Genomic DNA, 2,079 nt, shown 5'->3' on the forward strand with positions numbered 1-2,079 from the left:
ATGACGATCTCGCCGATCACGAGTTCGGCCACGCTGCGCGTGTTGGAGAACGGCGCGTTGAACACCGGAATGCCACTGCGGCGCGTCGCCTCGAGGTCCACCTGGTTGGTGCCGACGCTGAAACATCCGACCGCGATCAGGCGATCCGCGGCTTCGAGAACATCCGTGGTGATCTGCGTACGCGAGCGGATGCCGAGCAGATGCACGCCCTTGATCGCTTCTTTGAGCGCATCGCCCTCGAGCGCCCTGGACAGCCGCGTCATGTTGGAATAGCCGGCAGCCCCGATCATCTCAGCGGCGCTGTCGTTGACGCCTTCGAGGAGCAAGACGCGGATCTTGTCCTTTGCGAGCGAGAGTTGGGGAAGCGTAGTGGCCACGATGGCGGTGTCCTTCAGCGATGGATGAGCGGTAAACGGGCAGCGACCGGAAATTCCGGCCCTATGCCGCCAGCGCCTTCATTTCCTTGTAGAGATCGGATTTCCCCTCGAAGCCGATGCCGGGGATGTCAGGCATGGTGATATGCCCGTTCTCGACCCTGACGCCGTCCGGGAAACCGCCATATGGCTGGAACAGATCGGGATAGCTCTCATTGCCGCCAAGGCCGAGGCCGGCCGCGATGTTGAGCGACATCTGGTGGCCGCCATGCGGAATGCAGCGGCTCGGCGACCAGCCGTGCGTCTCCAGTACCGCGAGCGTGCGCTGGTATTCGCACAGACCATAGGACAGCGCGCAATCGAACTGCAGCCAGTCGCGGTCCGGCCGCATGCCGCCATAGCGGATCAGGTTTCGCGCGTCCTGATGGCTGAACAGATTCTCGCCCGTCGCCATCGGCGCCGGATAGAATTCGGCGAGCGCGGCCTGCAGCGAATAGTCGAGGGGATCGCCGGCTTCCTCGTACCAGAACAGCGGATATTCCCGCAGCATCCTGGCGTAGGCGATCGCGGTCTCCAGGTCGAAGCGGCCGTTGGCGTCGACGGCGAGTTGCGCGTCCTTGCCGACTTCCTTCAGCACCGCCTCGATGCGCTCGCGGTCCTCCGCGATCGGCGCGCCGCCGATCTTCATCTTCACGACGTTGTAGCCGCGGTCGAGATAGCCGCGCATCTCGCCGCGCAGCGCGGCCAGATCCTTGCCGGGATAATAGTAGCCGCCGGCGGCATAGACGAACACGCGCGGATTGGCCTGCAGGCCGCGCCGCTCGGCAAGCAGGCGAAACAGCGGCTTGCCCGCGATCTTCGCCACCGCATCCCACACCGCCATGTCGATGGTGCCGACCGCGACCGAACGCTCGCCATGGCCGCCCGGCTTTTCGTTCGCCATCATCGCGGCCCAGACCTTGTCGGGATCGAGATTGCTGCCGGAGATATCGAGCAGGCTGTTCGGATCGGCCTCCTTCAGGCGCGGCGCAAAGCGTTCGCGGATCAGCCCGCCCTGCCCGTAGCGGCCGTTGGAATTGAAGCCGTAACCGACGACGCGCCTACCGTCGCGCACCACGTCGGTGACGACGGCGACGAGGCTCGTCGTCATCCTGGTGAAGTCGATATAGGCGTTACGGATCGGCGAGGAGATCGGCTTCGTGATTTCGCAGACATCGACGATACGGACGGACATGGGTGTTTCGCTTTCGAACTATGCCGTCATTGCGAGGAGCGAAGCGACGAAGCAATCCATTTATCCCGTTCCGAGATGTGGATTGCTTCGCTCCGCTCGCAATGACGGCTGAGAGGGATCGCTTCAACGTCTACTTTGTATCCCGGAAGTACGGCTCGACTGCCCCGTGTACCTTGATCGTCAGCGGATTGCCGTGGCGGTCCTTGGCGCTGCCGGCGGTGACGCGCACCCAGCCCTCGCTGATGCAGTATTCCTCGACGTTGGTCTTCTCGACGCCCTTGAAGCGGATGCCGACGTCGCGCGATAGGATGTCGGCGTTGTAGTACGGGCTGTTCGGATCGACCGAAAGGCGGTCGGGAAACTGGTCGTTCATCGCTTTGTCGTTCTCGCTCACAGCAGTGCCTCGATATCTCTTCTCAATCCTTCGGGAGTGGCGGGCGGCGCGGGAGACGCCCCCCCCCCCCCCCCCCC

Annotated in this window: 2 protein-coding genes and 1 pseudogene; all 3 read right to left on the reverse strand. The window is 63.7% G+C overall.

Annotation, left to right across the window (positions count from 1 at the left end):
• Positions 1 to 377 (reverse strand): annotated as a pseudogene (locus tag V7E26_RS24650) (phosphoglycerate dehydrogenase); the annotation flags it as partial.
• Between the two features lie 61 nt (positions 378 to 438).
• Entirely contained in the window at positions 439 to 1,608 is a 1,170-nt protein-coding gene (locus V7E26_RS24655) for a mandelate racemase/muconate lactonizing enzyme family protein (RefSeq protein WP_324421366.1), read from the reverse strand.
• Positions 1,609 to 1,738: 130 nt separating this feature from the next.
• Positions 1,739 to 1,981, reverse strand: a complete 243-nt coding sequence (locus tag V7E26_RS24660; protein WP_324421389.1) for a DUF3297 family protein — start codon at positions 1,979 to 1,981, stop codon at positions 1,739 to 1,741.
• Between the last annotated feature and the right edge of the window lie 98 nt (positions 1,982 to 2,079).

Source organism: Bradyrhizobium sp. (assembly GCF_036735945.1).
In the GTDB taxonomy this organism is placed as follows: Bacteria; Pseudomonadota; Alphaproteobacteria; order Rhizobiales; family Xanthobacteraceae; genus Bradyrhizobium.

Excerpts from the sequence above, each read along its gene's own strand:
- V7E26_RS24660 (WP_324421389.1), bottom strand. The coding sequence starts at position 1,981 with ATGAACGACCAGTTTCCCGACCGCCTTTCGGTCGATCCGAACAGCCCG.
- V7E26_RS24655 (WP_324421366.1), bottom strand. The coding sequence starts at position 1,608 with ATGTCCGTCCGTATCGTCGATGTCTGCGAAATCACGAAGCCGATCTCC.